Below are 18,263 nucleotides of genomic sequence, written 5' to 3' on the forward strand. Positions count from 1 at the left end.
TAGTAAAACTACCTTGCTGCGGCCGCATTATGCCCGAAAGGCCCCGGATTGCGCAGGTTTCCCATCAGTTATTGGATAATTGAATAGCTGACATTCGAAATCAAAAGTAGCCTTATAACTTGAAACCGCTATACTTATATTGCAGTGCAGCACAACGCGGCACGCCACTCAAAGGAGTCTGCCATGTCTACCGCATTTACTTACCACACCACGCAAAACAGCAACATCATCGCCACCCTGGTGCACGCCGCCAAGCGCGTCGGTGCCTGGCTGAACCACAGCAGCGACCGCCGCGAACGTGCTTACGAAGAAGCCTACCTGGCCGAATCGACCGACCGTTACGACCTGGAATACCGCATGCGCGAACTGGCCCGCGCCAACCCGCAGCCAAGCTGGATGAGCGGCCTGAGCCGTTAAGAGTAGCGCCGTATCCGGCCACGCATTGCAGCCCATCACAGGCTGTTGCAATATCCATAGCGCCATCCTGCTCGCCTTGCGCTTGAGCACAGGATGGGCTATACAGGCGCAATGAAAACGCCCATTACCATCCTCGCCATCGCCGGCAGCCTGCGCGCCGCTTCCCTGAACACCGCCCTGCTGCACGCCATCGCCCGGCTTGCCCCAGCGGCCTATGCCATCCACATCTATCCGGGACTGGGTGAACTACCCCTGTTCAATCCCGACCTCGATGCCGACGGCCTGCCGGCCGTGACGGGCCTGCGCGACGCCATCCTGGCGGCCGACGTGCTGCTGCTGGCCAGCCCCGAATACGCGCATGGCGTGAGCGGCCCCATGAAGAATGCGCTGGACTGGATGGTGGGAAATGAATCATTCATCGACAAGCCGCTGGTGCTGCTGAACGCCTCGCCGCGCGCCACGCACGCGCAGGCGGCCCTGCGCGAAACGGTGCGCACCATGTCGGCGCGCCTGATCGACGAGGCCTGCATCAGCCTGCCTTTACTGGGATCGGGTCTCGATGCCGACGGCATCGCTGCGGACCCGGCATTGCGCCGGGCCATCCTTGATATGCTGCAGTGCATCAGGTCATTTTCATGACCTTCTGCACGTTTCGCTATCAGTTCATCTAGTTTTACTACGTACTTCTACGGAACGCTCAGTGCGGGATCATGCCGGTGAAAACGTAGGCCTGCAGCATGGTGATGATGCCGATGATCACGGCAAACAACAGGCTGTGCTTCAAGGTAAAGCGGAACAGGTCCGATTCCTTGCCCACCAGGCCCGTTGCAGCGCAGGCGACGGCGATCGATTGGGGCGAGATCATCTTCGCCGTCACGCCGCCCGTCGTATTGGCCGCCACCAGCAAGGTGTCGGACACGCCGATCTGGTGCGCCGTGGTATTTTGCAAAGAGCAGAACAAGGCATTCGATGAGGTGTCGGAACCCGTCAGGAAAACGCCCAGCCAGCCGAGGAATGGCGAGAAGAACGGGAAGGCGACGCCACTGCCGGCCAGCAGCAGGGCCAGGGTGGACGACATGCCCGAGTAATTGGCAACGAAGGCAAACGCCAGCACCAGGCCGATCGACAGCACGGGACGGCGCAATTCCACCACGGTTTCCACGAAGGCCTTGATGCCATCGCGCGGCTTCATGCGCAGCATCAGCATCGACAGCACGGCCGTCAGCAAGATCGCCGTGCCCACGGCCGACAGCAGGTCCAGCTTGAACACGGCATCATACGCCTTCGGCACGGTCACGATGGGCATGCTCTTGATCACCAGCTGGTCCAGGTATGGCACGTGGATCTTGATGACCAGGCTCGATAGCGCCCCGCCGGCGGCAAACAGGGCCTTGAAGCCAGGCAGGCTCCACACGGTGACGATGGCCGTCAACAGGCCGAACGGCGCCCAGGCGCGCATGGTCTGCGCCATCGTATAGGGCGAGGCGGCGCGGCTGCCGCTGCCGCGCACATCCGCATTACCTGCGCCGCCGCCAAAACCGGACAGCGCGGCCGTGCCGCCGCCGACGGCTTGGGCCACTTTCGCATTCTTCGGTTGCCACACTTTCAGGAACAAGGTCAGCGACACCAGGCTGACGAGGGCCGAGGTGATATCGGGCAGCTCCGGGCCGATGTAATTGGACGTGTAGTACTGGGTCACGGCAAAGCTCAACCCCGTCACCAGCGCGGCCGGCCACACTTCGCGCACGCCGCGGAAGCCATCCATCATGAACACCAGCCAGAACGGCACCAGCAGCGACAGCAGCGGCAACTGGCGGCCCGCCATGGCGCCGATCAGGAACGGGTCGATGCCCGTCACCTGGCCCGCCACGATGATGGGGATGCCCATGGCGCCAAAGGCCACGGGCGCCGTGTTGGCGATCAGGCACAGACCCGCCGCGTACAGCGGGTTGAAGCCCAGGCCCACCAGCAGCGCCGAGGTGATGGCCACGGGCGCACCGAAACCGGCCGCCCCTTCCAGGAAGGCGCCGAAGGCAAAGCCGATCAGCAGCACCTGCAGACGCTGGTCGTCCGTAACCGACAGCACGGAGGCGCGAATGATGTCGATCTGCCCCGTCTTGACGACAATTTTATACAGGAAGACGGCCGTGACGATGATCCAGGCGATCGGCCACAAGCCGTAGGCGAAGCCATAGCCGGCCGCCGCCAGCGCCTGCGGCACGGGCATGCCGTAGGCGAAAATCGCCACGGCCAGCGCCAGCGCCAGGGTGACAGCGGCCGCCACGTGGCCCTTGATGCGCAGCGCCGCCAGGGCGATGAAGAAGAAGATGATGGGCACGGCTGCCGCCAGTGACGACAGCCACAAGCTGCCGAGCGGGGTGTAAAGTTGGGTCCAGGTTTGCATGTCGGGTCTCCTCCGGTGGATGCGGGTTAAGTGAAAAAACGGCTTTTGATGTAATTTTGTGTAGCGTGTTTTTTGCGGTATGGCGGAGCGTCGCTATTCTTCCTGCCCGCGCGCATTGAGCAGGTCGGCCAGGCTGCGCGGCGCCGGCGTCAACGGCTTGCGGTGCTGCGTCCAGCCCAGCTGCGCGCGCGGCGTCAGCAGCCGCAGCCGCGTGGCGGCCCAGCGGAACAGGCGGTAGCTGGCAGGGCGCGCAAAGGCGCCGCTCCAGAAACGCCAGATCAGGCTTTCGCCACGGCTGAACTTGGCGCCCTGGCCGCGCAACGGATGCGTCACTGCCTCATGCGGATTGCGGTTGGCCTCCGTGCGCAGGCGCACCAGCAGCTGCGGAATCGGGATGCGCACGGGGCACACCTCGCCGCAGGCGCCGCACAGGCTCGACGCGGTGGCCAGGTCGGCCGTCGCGTCCAGCCCCAGCAAATGGGGCGAAATGATCTTGCCGATCGGCCCCGGATACGTGGTGCCGTAGGCGTGGCCACCGATGCGCGTGTAGACGGGGCAGTGGTTCATGCAGGCGCCGCAGCGGATGCATTGCAAGGTGGCGCGCAGCTGCTCGTCCGCGTAGGCCTGGCTGCGGCCGTTATCGAGCAAGACCAGGTGCACTTCGCGCGGGCCGTCCTTCTCACCGTCGCGGCGCGGGCCGGAAATCAGGTTGAAATAGGTGGTGATGGCTTGCCCCGTCGCCGAGCGCGTCAACAAGCTGGCCAGCGGCACGATGTGTTCGAGCTTGGCCACCACTTTTTCCATGCCCATGATAGCGATGTGCACCTCCGGCACGGACGTGGTCAGGCGGCCATTGCCCTCGTTTTCCACCAGCCACAGGGTGCCCGTGTCGGCCGCCGCGAAGTTCACGCCCGTCAGGCCGATGTCGGCCTCGACGAAGGCCTGGCGCAGCGCGCGCCGCCCCGTCTGGATCAGGCTGTCGACATCTTCCGTGTAGGGCGCGTCGGGAATATGCTCGGCGAACAGGCCGGCGATGTCCGCCTTGGTCTTGTGTATCGCCGGCATGACGATGTGCGACGGCTTCTCGCCGGCCAGCTGCACGATGTACTCGCCCATGTCCGACTCCAGGCAGGTCATGCCGCGCGCTTCCATGTAGTGATTGAGCTCGATCTCCTCGCTGGCCATCGACTTGCCCTTGATGAAGCGCGTCGCCTGGTTGCGCTGCGCGATGGCGTGAATGATGGCGTTGGCCTGCTCGCCATCTTCGGCCCAGTGCACCTGCACGCCGGCCGCCGTCAGCTTGTCTTCCAGCTGCACCAGCAGGTCGGGCAGGCGCGCCAGCGCGTGCTGGCGCACGGCTTCGCCGATGTCGCGCAGGCGTTCCAGCTCGTCGCCGTCGGGGAACTGGGCGCTGCGCTTGTCCTGCAAAAAATCCATGGCGCCGCGAAAGCTCTGGCGCAGCTTCGGGTCGTCCAGCGCGGCGCGGGCACGCGCGTGGAAGTCTGCCGGTTTGACGAATTGCAAGGGCTTGGCGTTCATGGCTGGCCTCCTTCATGGGCTGACAGATCATCGATGATCAGCACCCACAGCCAGCGCGGGCCGTGCGCGCCATAGGCCAGCGTTTGCTGGATATCGGAGGTTTTCGAGGGACCCGACACCAGCACCAGGTTCGCTGGCATGCCGTCGGCCCAGCGCTCGGCGCGCGCCGCCGCATGCAAGTCCGCGTACAGCGTGCTGGTATAGACAAGGCAAACGTGCAGCGGTGGCGCCAGCGACACCGTGCGCGGCGTGGCCGCGTCTGGCGCGATGACCAGGGTGCCCGTGGCGGCGATGCCGGAACGCGCGACGGTGAAACCCGCATCGACGCTGTCGAACAATTCGCCCTTCCACTGCGCCAGCGGCCGCTCAAAAGACAGCGTTTCCACGCCAGCGGGCAAGGCGGCGCGCAAGGCCTGCCCTTCGGCGCTGGCGCGATCGATCAGCAGGCGGCGCACGCCGTGCGCACCGAGGCGCTGCGCCAGCAGGGCCGGCCAGGCATCGCTACTCACGCAATCGACTTGCGCGTGCGAAGCGCGCAGGGCCGCCTGCATGGCGTCGAGCTGCTGGCGCGGCGACTGCGGCGCGGCGGCACGGCGCGCCTGGTAATGGCTGTCGATGGCCGTATCGATGGCCTCCACCGCTGCGGGCGCGGAAGGCGCGGCGGCACGCAGGCGTCCCAGCATGCGTTCGCGGGCAGTCAATGCCGTACTCATGCCGCACCTCCCGTGCGGCGCCACAAAAAGCTGGCCAGGTGTTCGACGGGCAGCGGCGCGCCCTGGTACTGCGCGGCGTGGCCGATATTGAGCAGGCAGCCGCAGTCGGCCGAGACGAGCCGGTCGCAGCCCGTGGCACAGGCCGAGGCGATCTTGTCGCTGACCATGGCACCGGAAATGTCCGGGTGTTTCAATGAAAACGTGCCGCCAAAACCGCAGCATTCCGATTCGCGCTGGTGCTCGATGCGCGTCACGCCGGGCAAGGCGTCGACCAGCGCCACGCCGTGCAGGCGGGTGCCCATTTCGCGGCGCGCGCCGCACGAGGTATGCAGCACCACGCTTTCATCAGCCTGCGCGGCGGCGGCCATGCCGGCCAGGTCGAGTTGCAGTACGCAGACGAGAAATTCGCTCAGTTCATACACGCGTTCGGCCAGTTCCAGCGCCTTGGGACCGGCCACGGGGTCGTCCTGGAACAGCTGCGGCCAGTGGTGGCGCATCATGCCGGCACAGGAGCCGGACGGCACGATCACGGGCCACGGTTGCGCAAACAGGTCGAGCTGGGCACGCGCCACGGCACGCGCCTGCTCCGGGTTGCCGCTGCTGTAGGCAGGCTGGCCGCAGCAGCTCTGGCCGCGCGGGTAATGCACCAGCAAGCCTTCCCGCTCCAGCAGGCGCACCGCGTCGAGCCCGGCCTGCGGTACGAACAGGTCGACCAGGCAGGTGGCGAACAGGTACACCTGGAGCGGTGCGGGTGGATAGCGGCGTGGCTGGCGCGGGTCTGGCTGCGTGTGTGGCTGCATGAGTGTGTCTCCCCGGCGCTCTGTGTGTTGCTGCGGCGCCGCTGTGTGTTGTTAAGAATGACTGCTTCACGCATAATTCCAGCTTCTTCGAGTCACTTCAAATTGCTCGGACCACTTGAAAACAACAAACGAGACAACAGCGATGGCGACAGGCATGCAAACGCGGGGCAGGGTCGAAACGGTGATGCGCAGGCTGGAGACGGCCCTGCTGGACGGCAGCTTGCCGGCGGGCGCGCAATTGCCGGCCGAGCGCCTGCTGGCGCTGCAATATGGGGTCTCGCGCAGTACCGTGCGCGAAGCGGTGCAGCGGCTGGCGGCGCGCGGGCTGGTGCGCAGCCGGCGCGGCGCCGGTGTCTTTGTGACGGATCAATTACGCACCGGCATGGCGTCGCCGTGGAGCCAACTGGTGGCCGACCACCCCGCCCTGCGCGACGACATCCTGGAATTTCGCCGCGTCCTGGAAGGAGCGACGGCCTATTTTGCGGCGCAACGGGCCAGCACGGACGAGCGCACGCAGATCATGGCGCTGCTGGCCGAGCTGGAACAGGCGCGCGCCAGCGACGACAAGCACGGCGAAGCGCAGGCCGATGCACGGCTGCACGAAGTCATCGCGCAGGCGTCGCACAACACCATGTTCCTGCACCTGCACACCAGCATCATCGGCATGCTGCGCGAACATATCACCCTCAATGGCACGGGCTTGCGCCAGCAGGACGACGCTACGTCGCTGCAACTGCTGTCGCAGCACCGCACCCTGTGCGAGGCCATCTGCGCCAGCCAGCCCGAGGAAGCGCGCACGGCCATGCAAAGCCACATCGATTTCGTGCGCACGCGCGTCACCAGCGACGAATAGGGCTACTGGTAGGACCAATTTGATATGCAGCATGGCGGGGCAATGCGTCGTGGCTTGTCGCAGGGGCGGGCAAGAATGGGGGCCCGATACGCTATCCGACAGGTTTCCATGCATTTGCACCATGCCACTGACGCTATCCGCGGGCCTGCGCCGCATTCCTTGCTGGCCCTGCATGCCGGCGCCAGCGCCGTCTTTGCCGTCGCGCTGTTGCCACCGGCCGGCTGGCCGCTGGCTCTGGCCTGCTGCCTGGCTATCCTGGCCATGCTGCTGCGGGCCTGGCGCGCACCAGCATCACAGCCTGGCCGCAGCACCGCCTCCGGCAGCGCGCTGCTGGCGCTGGACCTGGCCGTATTCCTGCTCTGCTATGCCTTGCGCGAAACCGATGCCGGCTGGCATGCGGCCGCCTTTTGCATCCTGCTCGCCGCGCCCTATGCCGGCATCACGCGGCACCTGCTGGGCGGCGCCAGCCTGGCCATCGTGGCGAGCCTGGCCTGGCTCGGCCTGCAGGACGAACTCCAGGCCGGCAGCGCCGCCACGTTGCTGCTGCTCAACCTGACCGGCCTCTGTGCCGGCCATGGCCAGCAGCGCCAGCACCGCGAGCACTTGCTGCAACACGCCATCCTCGCCGAACAGGCCGTGCGGGACCACCTGACCGGCTGCTACAACCGCCGCTACCTCGATGAACACTTGCTGGGCGCCGAACTTGCACGTTCACAACGCCATGGCCTGTGCCTGACGGCCATCCTGTGCGATCTCGACCATTTCAAGCGCATCAACGACGCCCACGGCCATGCCGCAGGCGATGCCGTGCTGCGCACCTTTGCCGCCCTGCTCGGCAACGCCACGCGCCGTGGCATCGACAGCGTGGTGCGCCACGGCGGCGAGGAGTTCCTGCTGATCCTGCCCGAAACGGACCTGGCTGGCGGCGTGCGCCTGGCCGAACGTCTGCGCAACGGCCTGGTACAGCACATCGGGACAACGGCCAGCTTCGGCGTCGCCTCCCTCGCGTGCGCACCCGGCAGCGAGGCGCCCGGCGGCGCCGCCCTCGTCGCGGCGGCCGACCGCCTGCTGTACCAGGCCAAGCACGCGGGACGCAATTGCGTCAGGGCGACCATGCTCGACACCCTGTAATTGCCATCGAATCAATGTTACCATTCGTTAACTTATGTACTCATCAGTACACATCCTGCCACTGAAACAGAACGGAATCACTATGCCCGAACACGCGCCCCGCCCTTCCACCATCATGCGTCAATGGCAAATGCTGCGCCTGATACCGCCGGCGCCCCGCACCATCACCGTCGCCGAATTGCACGACAAGCTCAAGGCCATCGACTTTGCCATCGGCGTGCGCACGATCCAGCGCGACTTGCTGGACCTGGCCACGATTTTCCCGCTGACCAATCCAGCCGACAGCAAGCCGTTTGGCTGGTGCTGGATGGAAAATGCGGCGCGCATGGACATGCCGGGCCTGTCGACGCCTGCCGCGCTGACCCTGGCCCTGATGGAACAGCACCTGCGCCATGCGCTGCCGCCGTCTACCCTGGACAGCATGCAGCCGTATTTCAGCGCGGCCCGCCAGACCCTGAACGCGGCCAGCGAGCGTGCCAGCGCGTCCGCCTGGCTGGGCAAGATACGCGTCATCGCCCCCATGCAGCGGCTGCTGGCGCCCGACATCGACGAAGCTTGCCAGCGCACCGTGTATGAAGCGCTGATGCAGAACCGCCAGCTCAAGCTGAGCTACAAGAAGCGCGACAACGACAAGCTCGTCAGCTATGACGCCGTCCATCCGCTGGCCATCGTGCAGCGCGGCCAGTTGCTCTACCTGGTATGCCTGTTCGCCGACTACCACGACGTGCGCACGCTGGTCCTGCACCGCGTGCAGCAGGCGGAAATGCTTTATCTGTCCGCGCGCGTGCAGCCAGACTTCGACATCGATGCCTATATTGCTTCGGGCGCCATGGGCATCCGCGAGGGCGAACCGCTGCTGCTGGAAGCCGTGTTTGCCCGTCGCAGCGGCGAGCACTTGTACGAGACGCCACTGAGCGCGGACCAGCAATTGCAGGAGCGCGCCGATGGCTCGCTGCACCTGACCGCCACCGTGCCCAGCACGCGCGAACTGCAATGGTGGTTGCTGGGCCTGGGCGATGGAGTGGAAGTGCTGGCGCCTGCCGCCCTGCGCGAACAGATGAAAAGCACCATCGCCAGCATGGCCAGCCGCTACGCCGCCTGACGATGGCCCACGGCGGCGGCAAAAACTGCTACCATCGCGCGCCGCCACTTACTTCTCCCTCGCATGACCGTCCTCGCCCACACGCATCCGCTGGTACTCCAGCTGGAAAACGACTTGCTGCCCCTGTTCCGCGCCGCCCTGCCGCCACTCGCGGCCGCCGCGCCGCAGGTGCTCGCCTCCGTATTCGCCTTTTCCAGCGGTACGGCCAGCGCTTTCGAGGATTATCATTTCGGCATTTCCTGCCTGCTCGCAGACGTGCCCGAGGAGGCCCCGGAAGAAGTCGCCCTGCTGGTCAGCGTCACGGGACTCGACGCCGGCGCCCGGCTGAGCGCACAGGTCGTCTGGGGCCAGCCATCGGGCTTGGTGGAAGCGCAGACCGAGCTACTGGATGGCGACCTGCCTGCCCTGCATGCGGCCCTGCCCGGCTTGCTGGCCAGCTTGCAACAGGCCGCCAGCCGCGGCGCACCCGCAATATGACAGGCGCATGAAAAAGTGCCAGGAAACAACAACTTACGATTTCCGCAGCGCAACTTTGTTGACTTCCACTAGCCCTACCCCCTATCCTTTCAGTTACGTTTGGTGAGAATGTGTGCATGTTGCTGCAAGCATGCAAACGGCGTCGCCTTGCTTGCGCAAAGTCCAACCCGCATTTATTTATCGCAACCATCAGGGCAACGCGCCTGGACGGCCGCTGCCAGCAAATACGGAGCCGACTGCCATGCCATCGAACCGCCATTTTCCTGCAACATCCTTGCTGGGCTGTGTCTTCCTGCTCGCCGCCCTGCCCGTGCAGGCGCAGACCACGGACAGCACCGCCGCCACCTTCAGCGCCAATGCCAGCCTCACCTCGCAATACATTTCGCGCGGCTTTCGCCAGACCTGGGGTAAGCCGGCCCTGCAAGCGGGTGCCGACTACGCGCACCCGAGCGGCTGGTCGCTGGGAACCTGGGCATCCACCGTCAGCGACCGCTATATCGAGGATGCAAGCGTCGAATGGGACCTGTACGGTGGCTACAGCGGCACGCTGGGCGAACTGGGCTACAGCGTCCTGGCGTATTACTACAAGTATCCGGGCGCCATCTACCGCGCCACAGGCGTCAAGTACGACTATGGCGAACTGTCGCTGGGCCTGAGCTACAAGATGCTGTACGCCAAGTACAACCATACCGTCACGCCGGACTTCTTTGGCATCACGCATGCGCGCGGCACGGGCTATCTGGACGTGGGCGCGAATGTCGACCTGGGCAATGCCTGGACCTTGAATCTGCACGCCGGCAATGGCCGGGTGGCGGGCACGGGTAATGCCATCTGGAACTGGCGCGACGCCAAGGTCGGCGTCACCAGGGCCTTCGATGGCGGCTGGAGCCTGAGTGGCGCCGTGACGCGCGCCTGGGGCGCCACCGACGCCTACGATCATTACACGCTGGGCATCCCGAATGCGGCGGGCCAGTTCGACACTTCGAACCCCGCCGCGACGACCTTCGTGCTGGCCATCAGCAAGACGTTCTAGGCGCGCTACCCGCAACGCCCGAGACACCGATTTCCTCCCTACCAAGGAACAGCCTCATGCAACTTTCTCTCAACAGCAAAATCTGCGTCGCCGCCACCGCGCTCGCCATCCTCAGCCTGGGCGTCACGGCGGCGGTGATCGGCTACAAGAGCAGCGCCAGCGCCGAGGCGGCCGCACTGGAACTGGCGCGCACGTCGGCACGCGAAGTGTCGGGCGCCTTGCAGGCGCGCATCGCCAGCAACCTGGCCAGCGTTTCCAGCCTGGCTGGCGCCATGCGCGGCACCAAAAGCGCCAGCCTGCCCCTGCAGCGCGAGCAGATCAATGAACTGACCAAGGCCACCCTGAGCAGTTCGGAAGACTTGCTGGGAGCTGCCGTGACGTGGGAACCCAACGCGCTCGACGGCAAGGATGCGGAATTTGCCAACCAGAAACCGAACTACGACGCCAGCGGCCGCTTCATGCCCTACTGGACGCGGGGCGCGGGCGGCAAGCTGCAAGTCGAACCCATCGTCTTCGATCCGAAGCCGGGCGCCAATGACTGGTATGACGTGCCCAAGCGCACCGGCAAGACGTACTTTACGGAACCGTATATCTACCCGGTCGACGGCAAGGATGTGCTGATGGCTTCCCTGGTGGCGCCCATCATGATCGATGGCGGCTTCAAGGGCACGGCCAGCGCCGACTTCATGCTCACGCGCCTGGCGAAAATCCTGGCCGGCCTGAAAGTGATTGAGGGCGGCAAGCTGGCGCTGATTTCGAACGGTGGCCTGTACGCCAGCCACCCAGTACCTGAGCGGCTGGGCAAGAAGGCCGACGACGTGCCGGCTGCCGGCCTGGAAAAGGTACGCCAGGGCCAGCCGTATGAATACGAGGATGGCCAGGGCTACATCCATTTGCTGCAACCGCTGCAGATCCACCCCGATATTGCGCCCTGGAGCGTGGAACTGAATTTCCCGAAAAGCGTGGCCATCGCTTCGGCACGCGACCTGATGATCTACACCCTGATCGTCGCCCTGCTGTGCGCGGCCGCCACGGCCGGCATTTTGATCCTCGTCGTCAACCAGCTGACGCGACCGCTGCGCACCCTGGGGCGCACCATGACGGACCTGTCCAGCGGCGACGCCGACCTGCGCGTGAAGCTGGAAGTCAAGGGCACCGACGAGCTGGCCGTCATCGGCAAGGGCTTCAACGCCTTCGTCGAAAAGATCCACGCCGTGCTGCTGCAAGTGCAAGCGAGCGCCGACAACGTGGCCCGTGCCAGCGCGGAAATTGCGCAAGGCAATAACGACCTGTCGGCGCGCACGGAACAGCAAGCCAGTTCGCTGGAAGAGACGGCCGCCTCGGTGGAAGAGCTGACGGGCACGGTGAAGGAAAACGCCGACCATGCACGCCAGGCGAATCAACTGGCCGCTTCCGCATCGAGCGTGGCTCAAAAGAGCGGCGAAGTGGTCGGCAAAGTCATCGCAACCATGACCTCGATCAATGACTCGTCGAACAAGATCGTCGACATCATCAGCGTCATCGATGGCATCGCCTTCCAGACGAATATCCTGGCGCTGAACGCAGCCGTGGAAGCGGCGCGCGCGGGTGAACAGGGACGCGGCTTCGCCGTCGTTGCCACGGAAGTGCGCAACCTGGCGCAACGCTCGGCGGCGGCGGCCAAGGAAATCAAACTGCTGATCGACGATTCCGTTGGCAAGGTGGCCGCCGGCAGCAAACTCGTCGATGAAGCGGGCGCCACCATGGAGCAGGTGGTCGACAGCGTGCGCAAGGTCACCGCCATCATGGCCGACATCAGCGTCGCCACCACCGAGCAAAGCGACGGCATCGCCCAGGTCAACCAAGCGCTGGCGCAGATGGATGGCGTGACGCAACAGAACGCAGCCCTGGTCGAGGAAGCGGCAGCCGCTGCCGAAAGCCTGCAAGACCAGGCCAGCCATCTGGCCCAGGTAGTCAGCGTGTTCAAGCTGGGCGAGCAGGTGCGCCAGACGGCGCCGGCAGCAAGCGTGGCCACGCCGCGCAGCGTGACGCCAACAACACCGGCGCCCGCCAAGCGCCTGAGCGTCGCCAAGCCGCAGGCAACGCCGCGCGCGGCCGCCAAGGCACCGGCTGGCGATGACTGGGAAGAGTTTTAAGCGTGCTTGCCTGCAGGCCTGCCGGCCTGCAGGCAGCGAGTTGCTCTTGATTTAAATCAAGTCACCAATAGATTCGGTGAGAATTGAACCCCATCCGTCCTCCTATAATCGGGCAGCGCTTACGGCACGCGCCGCTGCCGGATGAAAAGGAAGATGCATGAAAAAACTATTGGCAGTATTGACCGGTTCGACCGCTGCACTCCTGGCCGGTTGCGGTGGCGGAGGTACGACGCAGCAGCTTGCCGGCGATTCCGCCAGCGCCTCGCCACTGGCCGCATATATCGGCACTTGGCAGTCGACCTGCGACCATCATGACCGTCAAACGCTGGTCATCGCGTTCAAGAGCGATGGCAGCGGTTCGCTGGAACTGACGCCTACCGGCGAAACCTACTTCAAGGCCGATTGCTCCGGCACCGTGGTCGCGACAGACAGCATGACTGCGAAAATCACCGGCAAGCCGGATGGCTCCGCCGACATGCTGATCAAGCTGACGGAAAACGCCGCCGCAACGAGCTTGCGCGTCGATAAGATCACCTCGTCGGCCCCGGCCTATACCTTCCAGCGGACCGGTACCACCGTGCAATATGTACTGAGGGATGGCAAGAACAACTGGTGCGTCGCCGTGGACAAGGGCGAGTCCTGCATGCAGGACGACGGCATGCAGGCTGCACAAAGCATCCCCGGCGGCCTGTCCTTGCGCGGCAACGACCTGTACACGGTGATGCTGGACAAGGGCGTGTACGTGCTGGACATGCACTACATGAAAAAATAAGCGCTGAATCTGCTGCGGGGCCGCCCGGCCCTGCAGCTTGCCGCGGCGGCGCCATAAACTTGAGGCCGTTAGCGAGTGTATGTGCAAAATCGAACATACATTGCGAAAACAGAAAGCTATGCTGTTGAAAAACAGGAGCTTGCCATGTCGCCCAACGCCTTTCCCCTGCCGTCCAACACTGCGCTGGCCGCCCTGCTGCAACCACAGGATAGCGCTTTCCACCCGATCGACGGCTTGCGGCGTTTGCGCGACGCGGGACTCGACCAACTACCCCTGCCCGGTCACGGCGCCACCCTGCAGCGCTGGCAAATGCTGGCTGCCATCGCCGCCATCGACCTTTCCCTGCTCAAGCTGTACGAAGGCCATACCGATGCGCTGGCGATCCTGGCGGAAATCGACGGCCCCGGCGTCCCGGCCGGCAGCAGCTGGGGCGTATGGTGCGCGGAAATGCCGGGCGCGCGCGTGCAGTTGCAGCAAGCGGCCGATGGCCGCCATGTGCTCAATGGCCGCAAGGCCTGGTGCTCCGGGGCGAAGGGACTCAGCCATGCCTTGATCAGCTGCTGGAATGAAGACGGCCAGGCTTGCCTGGCCAGCGTGGCGCTGTCGCAACCGGGCGTGCACGTCACGGATGAAGGCTGGCAAGCGGTCGGCATGCTCGCCTGCGCCAGCGTCGACGTGACTTTTTCCGGCGCGCGGGCCTTTCCCGTGGGCGCTCCGGGGGCCTACCTGGAGCGTCCCGGCTTCTGGCATGGCGGCGCCGGCATCGCGGCCGCCTGGTATGGCGCGGCCTGCGCCGTCGCCAGCCACCTGCATGCACGCGCGCAGCACGCCGCGCCCGATCCCGTGCGCCTGGCGCAACTGGGGCAGATCGACTGCGCGCTGCGCGCCGCCGGCGCCCTGCTGCGCGAAGGCGCCGCCGAGATCGACCGGCATCCGCAAAGCGATGCGATGGCCCTGGCGCTGCGCCTGCGCCTGACGGTGGAAGACGCCGCCACCCAAGTCCTGCACCTGGCCACGCGTGCGCTGGGCGCCGGCCCCCTGTGCCGCGATGCCCGCTTCGCGCGCCTGGCGGCCGACCTGCCCGTCTTCCTGCGCCAGAGCCATGCGGAACGCGACCAGGCCGTGCTGGGCGGTATCGTCGCCGGCGCCGAAGACCATCCGTGGGCGCTCTGACATGCTGGCCCAATCCGATAGGCAAGCGCGCCGCATCGAAGGCAGCGGCACGCCGGACCAGGTGTGGCTATCCTGGCCGGGGCTGAACGAGCTGCCCGCCATCGGCGCGCATGCCCTGGTGCCGCCGGGCGCGCGCGCTGTCATCGTCGCGCCCCATCCCGACGATGAAATCCTCGCCTGCGGCGGCTTGCTGCAACTGCTGGCGGCGCAGGGCAGCCAATTGCTGTTGATCGCCGTCACCGATGGCGACGCCAGCCACCCGGACTCGCCCCTCTGGCCGCAGGAACGCCTGCGCCAGGTGCGTCCGCAAGAATCCGCGCAGGCGCTGGCCACGCTGGGACTGGCGTCGCCCGCATGGCTGCGCCTGCACCTGCCCGATGGCGGCGTGGCCGGCATGACGCCGCAGCTGGGCGCCACATTGGCAGCGCAGCTGCGTCCCGGCGACAGGGTCTTCACCACCTGGCGCCTGGACGGCCATCCGGACCATGAAGCATGCGGCCGGGCCTGTGCTGCGGCCTGCGCGGCCAGCGGTGCCAGCCTGGTGGAAATGCCCGTCTGGGCCTGGCATTGGGCCGCGCCGGGCGACATGCGCGTGCCGTGGCAACGCGCGCGCCGCCTGCCCTTGCCGGCCCCCATCCTGCAGCGCAAGCGCGCGGCCCTGCGCTGCTTCGCCAGCCAGATGCAAGACGACCCGTCGACGGGGCGCCCCGCCATCGTCGCCGGCGACGCCTTGCAGCGCCTGCTGCATGCCTGGGAGGTGTATTTTCTATGAACCCATCTTCCACGCCGGACGACCAGCGCGGCAGCTATTTCGAACAACTGTATCGCCAGGATGCCGATCCGTGGCGGGTGCGCCAGCGCTGGTACGAGGAGAGAAAGCGCGCCCTGCTGCTGGCCAGCCTGCCGCAGCGGCGCTACCGCCACGCCTATGAACCGGGCTGCGGCAATGGCGAACTGACGGCCGAACTGGCGCGGCGCTGCGAGCGCGTGCTGGCGGCCGACCTCTCGGCCGAAGCGCTGGGGCTGGCGCAGCAGCGCCTGCTGGACGCGGGGTGCGGCGCCAACGTCAGCCTCGCGCAGCACCGGCTGCCGCAGGACTGGCCGCGCATCCTGCCGGGCGCCGAGAAGTTCGACCTGATCGTCCTGAGCGAGATCGCCTATTACCTGTCGGTGCAAGAGCTGGCGCGCGTGGTCGAACACAGCATCGCCAGCCTGGCGCCGGGCGGCAGCATCGTCCTGTGCCACTGGCGCGCGCCGTTCGCGCAGCGCATCGTCTCGACCGTGCGCATACATGCGGCCTTCCAGGACGCGCCCGGCCTGCACCGCGTGCTGCGGCACGAAGAAAGCGACTTCCTGCTGGGGATCTGGTCAAACGATGCGCGCTCGGTGGCGCAGCGCGAGGGCTTCGCATGATCGGCGTGGTGGTGCCCGTGCATAACGAGGAAGCGTGCCTGGGCGCCTGCCTGGAAGCGTTGCGCCTTGCCGCCACCTGCCCCTTGCTGCATGGCGAGGCGGTGTGCATCGTCGTCGTGCTCGATGCCTGCAGCGACCAATCGCAGCGCATCGTGCTGGCGCATGCCATGCAGGCGGACCTGCGCTGGCGTCTCGACTGCCTCGCCATCCATGCGCAGAACGTGGGCAGCGCGCGCGCCGCCGGCGCGCAGCAGCTGCTGCAGCGCGGTGCCCGCTGGCTGGCCTTTACGGATGCCGATACGCGCGTGTCGCCCTCCTGGCTGAGCACCCAGCTGGGCCTGGACGCCGATGCCGTCTGCGGCACGGTGGCGGTGGACGACTGGTCGCCGCACGGGCCCAGTGCCGCTGCGCTGCGCCGGCACTTCGCCCAGACCTACACCGATGCCGACGGCCACCGCCACATCCATGGCGCCAACTTCGGCGTACGCGCCAGCGCCTACCTGCGCGCCGGCGGCTTTGCCCCATTGGCCTCCAGCGAGGACGTGGCCATGGTCGCCGCGCTGCAAGAATGCGGTGCGCACATCGCCTGGAGCGCCGCGCCGCGCGTCACCACCAGCGCCCGCCGCCATGCCAGGGCACGCGGCGGCTTTGGCGATACCTTGCTGCAGGTGGTGGCGGCGCTGGAAGCGTCACCACACCTGACGCAGACTTAGAGCCTGTCCTAGTAGATGAATACATCCCCTGCTGGCGCCCCTCCGAAGCGGGGACTGCGTTGCTCGTCGTCGCGTGGCTCGCCACGCGTCCTCCTCACGCCTTGTCCGCACTCCTGATGAACTGCCTGCAGAAGACGCTCACTACTGGGATAGGCTCTTACCGCCACCCCTTTAAAGGTGTACATTGACAGCCCCGTCTTTTAATACCCGTGCCGTTGATACGTGGCGTCTGGCAACAGCACCGGCCACGTAGCCTTTTTTCGCTGTTTTTTTCGGGCCGCGAGGGTGTTTGCGCAGCGTTTTTGGTTTGGCGTAAGCGGCAATCTGAAGCAGTAATTTGCTCAGCTCTGATGCACACATGGCGTCGTAGCGCCGCCATGCTTTGGTTGGCACAGCCATCACCATGCCGGCATAGTGCGCTCGTACCTCCACGGCCACATAAAACGGCGATAGCTCAATGCCGCTGGCAACCAAGTCATGCGCGGTGCTTACCGCGCGCTGCAAGACAGTCAGCACGTTATAGGCCAGGATCGCGGTGCCGAACGCGAACAGGGCTGCGCGCGGGTGTCCGAGAGTCTTGACTTCACTGTGCAAGACCGATTCGAGCCGCTGGAACATTGTCTCGATCCGCCAGCGCTTGCTGTATAGGCGAGCAATGGCACGTGCGCTGAAATGCTCTTTTGGTAGATTCGTCAGTAATCGGAGCATCATTTCGCCATCGTCAGTGGGCTTGTAAAGTTGCAGTTCAATACGACGTAATGCTACCTTCTGTCCTGTAGCTCCAGGGATGGCAACGCACTGTTCAAAGACGGCGCCGGTCGCGATTCTCCCTCGATATGTCAGCTCGTCGAGCGGTGCCGGATTGGGCGTACGACCGTGCTCACGCACGATGAAGGCACACCCACGGCGATCCCATTCGGACAGGATCATGCGCGTGCTGAAGTTGCGATCAGCAATCCACAGGTCGCCCGGATGCGAACGCTCTAGTAGCGGCGGCATCACGGCGCGTTCCTGCGAGTGTGCATCTTCGCAAGGCTCCATATCGACGACCAGGCCCGAATCAGGGTCATACACCACAAGGGACTGGCCAGGCAATGCGGCGCCGCGAAAGGCGCGTAAAGGCTTCAACCGCTTTTCGCTTGCAGGCAAATGGTTACCGTCCACGATTCGGGTGCGGTAACCCGGAACCAGCGGTGCATTCCCCTGCAAAAATGGCGTGATCACATCTCCAAGGCGCTCGACGCTGCCGGTGACCAGAGCCCGTACCAGGTTCGGCTCGGTATGCTTGACCTTGTCATATAAAGCTTGCACCGAAACAGGCAAATCAGGGTAAGCCTGCGCTGCAGCGTGAAGCGATGGCCGCAGCCCAACTGCGACCACGGACATCAGTTCGACTGTCGTCGAGAACAGTAGCTCCCTCTGGTATTGGGCGCCACGTTCACGCTCGAAAAGTGCATCGACCCAAGCAGGGTCGAGGGCACGTTGCAGCGCCAGCCTTGCCATTACAGTCAGCGGGCTGATTTTTGCGCAGTGCGATACCACAGCATTCATCATCATGGCAGTTTCCTCCTATCCCAGTTAGATGATG

At 65.4% G+C, this 18,263-nt stretch carries 18 protein-coding genes; 13 read left to right on the plus strand and 5 right to left on the minus strand.

Annotated features, from left to right (window positions below; all coding sequences use genetic code 11):
• Positions 1 to 270 precede the first annotated feature (270 nt).
• Both C8C92_RS27855 and C8C92_RS21090 read left to right on the plus strand, forming a co-directional pair.
• Complete coding sequence (locus C8C92_RS27855; protein ID WP_240943704.1) at positions 271 to 417, plus strand: DUF3563 family protein; 147 nt, start codon at positions 271 to 273, stop codon at positions 415 to 417.
• A gap of 111 nt (positions 418 to 528) precedes the next feature.
• The gene (locus C8C92_RS21090; protein ID WP_116746065.1) at positions 529 to 1,056 is read left to right on the plus strand and encodes an NADPH-dependent FMN reductase; all 528 of its coding nucleotides are present in this window, start codon (positions 529 to 531) and stop codon (positions 1,054 to 1,056) included.
• A 58-nt stretch (positions 1,057 to 1,114) separates the two neighbouring features.
• On the opposite strand, the gene C8C92_RS21095 is transcribed toward C8C92_RS21090, so the two are convergent.
• The 4 genes from C8C92_RS21095 to C8C92_RS21110 form a co-directional block, all read right to left on the minus strand.
• Positions 1,115 to 2,821 carry a lactate permease LctP family transporter gene (locus C8C92_RS21095; RefSeq protein WP_116745145.1) on the minus strand — a complete coding sequence of 569 codons (1,707 nt, stop codon included), beginning with the start codon at positions 2,819 to 2,821 and terminating at the stop codon, positions 1,115 to 1,117.
• Positions 2,822 to 2,914: 93 nt separating this feature from the next.
• Positions 2,915 to 4,360: a LutB/LldF family L-lactate oxidation iron-sulfur protein gene (locus tag C8C92_RS21100; RefSeq protein ID WP_116745146.1), complete on the minus strand. Its 1,446-nt coding sequence runs from the start codon at positions 4,358 to 4,360 to the stop codon at positions 2,915 to 2,917.
• Positions 4,357 to 5,073, minus strand: coding sequence for an LUD domain-containing protein (locus tag C8C92_RS21105; RefSeq protein WP_116745147.1), 717 nt, complete (start codon positions 5,071 to 5,073; stop codon positions 4,357 to 4,359). Before C8C92_RS21105 ends, C8C92_RS21100 begins: the two co-directional genes overlap by 4 nt.
• Positions 5,070 to 5,873: a (Fe-S)-binding protein gene (locus C8C92_RS21110; protein WP_116745148.1), complete on the minus strand. Its 804-nt coding sequence runs from the start codon at positions 5,871 to 5,873 to the stop codon at positions 5,070 to 5,072. Before C8C92_RS21110 ends, C8C92_RS21105 begins: the two co-directional genes overlap by 4 nt.
• 154 nt (positions 5,874 to 6,027) lie before the next feature.
• Here C8C92_RS21110 and C8C92_RS21115 point away from each other — a divergent pair, with 154 nt between their 5' ends.
• The 11 genes from C8C92_RS21115 (at position 6,028) to C8C92_RS21165 (ending at position 16,675) form a co-directional block, all read left to right on the plus strand.
• Entirely contained in the window at positions 6,028 to 6,726 is a 699-nt protein-coding gene (locus tag C8C92_RS21115) for an FCD domain-containing protein (protein ID WP_243420312.1), read from the plus strand.
• A 108-nt stretch (positions 6,727 to 6,834) separates the two neighbouring features.
• Positions 6,835 to 7,857: a GGDEF domain-containing protein gene (locus tag C8C92_RS21120; protein ID WP_165829514.1), complete on the plus strand. Its 1,023-nt coding sequence runs from the start codon at positions 6,835 to 6,837 to the stop codon at positions 7,855 to 7,857.
• Between the two features lie 82 nt (positions 7,858 to 7,939).
• Positions 7,940 to 8,959, plus strand: coding sequence for a WYL domain-containing protein (locus C8C92_RS21125; RefSeq protein ID WP_099762925.1), 1,020 nt, complete (start codon positions 7,940 to 7,942; stop codon positions 8,957 to 8,959).
• A 63-nt stretch (positions 8,960 to 9,022) separates the two neighbouring features.
• Complete coding sequence (locus C8C92_RS21130; protein ID WP_116745151.1) at positions 9,023 to 9,436, plus strand: hypothetical protein; 414 nt, start codon at positions 9,023 to 9,025, stop codon at positions 9,434 to 9,436.
• A 241-nt stretch (positions 9,437 to 9,677) separates the two neighbouring features.
• Complete coding sequence (locus tag C8C92_RS21135; RefSeq protein WP_243420313.1) at positions 9,678 to 10,469, plus strand: TorF family putative porin; 792 nt, start codon at positions 9,678 to 9,680, stop codon at positions 10,467 to 10,469.
• Between the two features lie 56 nt (positions 10,470 to 10,525).
• The gene (locus C8C92_RS21140; protein ID WP_116745152.1) at positions 10,526 to 12,604 is read left to right on the plus strand and encodes a methyl-accepting chemotaxis protein; all 2,079 of its coding nucleotides are present in this window, start codon (positions 10,526 to 10,528) and stop codon (positions 12,602 to 12,604) included.
• Between the two features lie 157 nt (positions 12,605 to 12,761).
• The gene (locus C8C92_RS21145) at positions 12,762 to 13,376 is read left to right on the plus strand and encodes a hypothetical protein (protein WP_116745153.1); all 615 of its coding nucleotides are present in this window, start codon (positions 12,762 to 12,764) and stop codon (positions 13,374 to 13,376) included.
• A 144-nt stretch (positions 13,377 to 13,520) separates the two neighbouring features.
• Entirely contained in the window at positions 13,521 to 14,549 is a 1,029-nt protein-coding gene (locus tag C8C92_RS21150) for an acyl-CoA dehydrogenase family protein (RefSeq protein ID WP_116745154.1), read from the plus strand.
• Position 14,550: 1 nt separating this feature from the next.
• On the plus strand, positions 14,551 to 15,321 hold the full coding sequence (locus C8C92_RS21155) for a PIG-L family deacetylase (RefSeq protein WP_116745155.1): 771 nt from the start codon (positions 14,551 to 14,553) through the stop codon (positions 15,319 to 15,321).
• Entirely contained in the window at positions 15,318 to 15,962 is a 645-nt protein-coding gene (locus C8C92_RS21160) for a class I SAM-dependent methyltransferase (protein WP_116745156.1), read from the plus strand. Before C8C92_RS21155 ends, C8C92_RS21160 begins: the two co-directional genes overlap by 4 nt.
• Positions 15,959 to 16,675: a glycosyltransferase family 2 protein gene (locus C8C92_RS21165; protein WP_099762918.1), complete on the plus strand. Its 717-nt coding sequence runs from the start codon at positions 15,959 to 15,961 to the stop codon at positions 16,673 to 16,675. Before C8C92_RS21160 ends, C8C92_RS21165 begins: the two co-directional genes overlap by 4 nt.
• Positions 16,676 to 16,846: 171 nt before the next feature.
• Here C8C92_RS21165 and C8C92_RS21170 read toward each other — a convergent pair whose 3' ends face one another.
• Positions 16,847 to 18,178, minus strand: a complete 1,332-nt coding sequence (locus C8C92_RS21170) for an IS4 family transposase (protein ID WP_099764462.1) — start codon at positions 18,176 to 18,178, stop codon at positions 16,847 to 16,849.
• Between the last annotated feature and the right edge of the window lie 85 nt (positions 18,179 to 18,263).

This window comes from Janthinobacterium sp. 78 (assembly GCF_003096775.1).
Classification (GTDB): Bacteria; Pseudomonadota; Gammaproteobacteria; order Burkholderiales; family Burkholderiaceae_D; genus Janthinobacterium; species Janthinobacterium tructae.

Bases quoted from the DNA above. Each gene is read 5' to 3' on its own strand.
- C8C92_RS21090 (WP_116746065.1), top strand. From the start codon at position 529: ATGAAAACGCCCATTACCATCCTCGCCATCGCCGGCAGCCTGCGCGCC.
- C8C92_RS21095 (WP_116745145.1), bottom strand. From the start codon at position 2,821: ATGCAAACCTGGACCCAACTTTACACCCCGCTCGGCAGCTTGTGGCTG.
- C8C92_RS21100 (WP_116745146.1), bottom strand. From the start codon at position 4,360: ATGAACGCCAAGCCCTTGCAATTCGTCAAACCGGCAGACTTCCACGCG.
- C8C92_RS21105 (WP_116745147.1), bottom strand. From the start codon at position 5,073: ATGAGTACGGCATTGACTGCCCGCGAACGCATGCTGGGACGCCTGCGT.
- C8C92_RS21110 (WP_116745148.1), bottom strand. From the start codon at position 5,873: ATGCAGCCACACACGCAGCCAGACCCGCGCCAGCCACGCCGCTATCCA.
- C8C92_RS21115 (WP_243420312.1), top strand. From the start codon at position 6,028: ATGCAAACGCGGGGCAGGGTCGAAACGGTGATGCGCAGGCTGGAGACG.
- C8C92_RS21120 (WP_165829514.1), top strand. From the start codon at position 6,835: ATGCATTTGCACCATGCCACTGACGCTATCCGCGGGCCTGCGCCGCAT.
- C8C92_RS21125 (WP_099762925.1), top strand. From the start codon at position 7,940: ATGCCCGAACACGCGCCCCGCCCTTCCACCATCATGCGTCAATGGCAA.
- C8C92_RS21130 (WP_116745151.1), top strand. From the start codon at position 9,023: ATGACCGTCCTCGCCCACACGCATCCGCTGGTACTCCAGCTGGAAAAC.
- C8C92_RS21135 (WP_243420313.1), top strand. From the start codon at position 9,678: ATGCCATCGAACCGCCATTTTCCTGCAACATCCTTGCTGGGCTGTGTC.
- C8C92_RS21140 (WP_116745152.1), top strand. From the start codon at position 10,526: ATGCAACTTTCTCTCAACAGCAAAATCTGCGTCGCCGCCACCGCGCTC.
- C8C92_RS21145 (WP_116745153.1), top strand. From the start codon at position 12,762: ATGAAAAAACTATTGGCAGTATTGACCGGTTCGACCGCTGCACTCCTG.
- C8C92_RS21150 (WP_116745154.1), top strand. From the start codon at position 13,521: ATGTCGCCCAACGCCTTTCCCCTGCCGTCCAACACTGCGCTGGCCGCC.
- C8C92_RS21155 (WP_116745155.1), top strand. From the start codon at position 14,551: ATGCTGGCCCAATCCGATAGGCAAGCGCGCCGCATCGAAGGCAGCGGC.
- C8C92_RS21160 (WP_116745156.1), top strand. From the start codon at position 15,318: ATGAACCCATCTTCCACGCCGGACGACCAGCGCGGCAGCTATTTCGAA.
- C8C92_RS21165 (WP_099762918.1), top strand. From the start codon at position 15,959: ATGATCGGCGTGGTGGTGCCCGTGCATAACGAGGAAGCGTGCCTGGGC.
- C8C92_RS21170 (WP_099764462.1), bottom strand. From the start codon at position 18,178: ATGGCAAGGCTGGCGCTGCAACGTGCCCTCGACCCTGCTTGGGTCGAT.